The sequence below is a fragment of the Opacimonas viscosa genome, assembly GCF_024199005.1.
In the GTDB taxonomy this organism is placed as follows: Bacteria; Pseudomonadota; Gammaproteobacteria; order Enterobacterales; family Alteromonadaceae; genus Opacimonas; species Opacimonas viscosa.
Genome location: NZ_JANATA010000273.1, coordinates 1 through 246 on the forward strand (window position 1 = coordinate 1; position 246 = coordinate 246).

Consider the following 246-nt stretch of genomic DNA (forward strand, 5'->3'; position numbering starts at 1 on the left):
TGGGCTCCGAAGCCGTCTTTGCGTTGGACAAGCATCACCACATCGAAGCAGGCCGCCTCTTTCCGGTCTGCGGCAATACCTGGCGGATGCTGAGCGAGACGCGATTTGCGCCTTACTTCAGGTTCTACGGCGACTTTGACCGGCACTATGGCGTGTTTGCCGGCTGCGGATCATCGCTCCCCTTCGACGAGGGCGCACAGGCCAGCGAAGGCCGCTGCTGCTGAGTCGGGGCGCCAACATGCTCTG

General features: G+C 62.6%; 1 pseudogene. It reads left to right on the top strand.

The window, feature by feature from the left end:
- Positions 1–224 (top strand): annotated as a pseudogene (locus NLF92_RS13570) (methyltransferase domain-containing protein); the annotation flags it as partial.
- Positions 225–246: the final 22 nt, after the last annotated feature.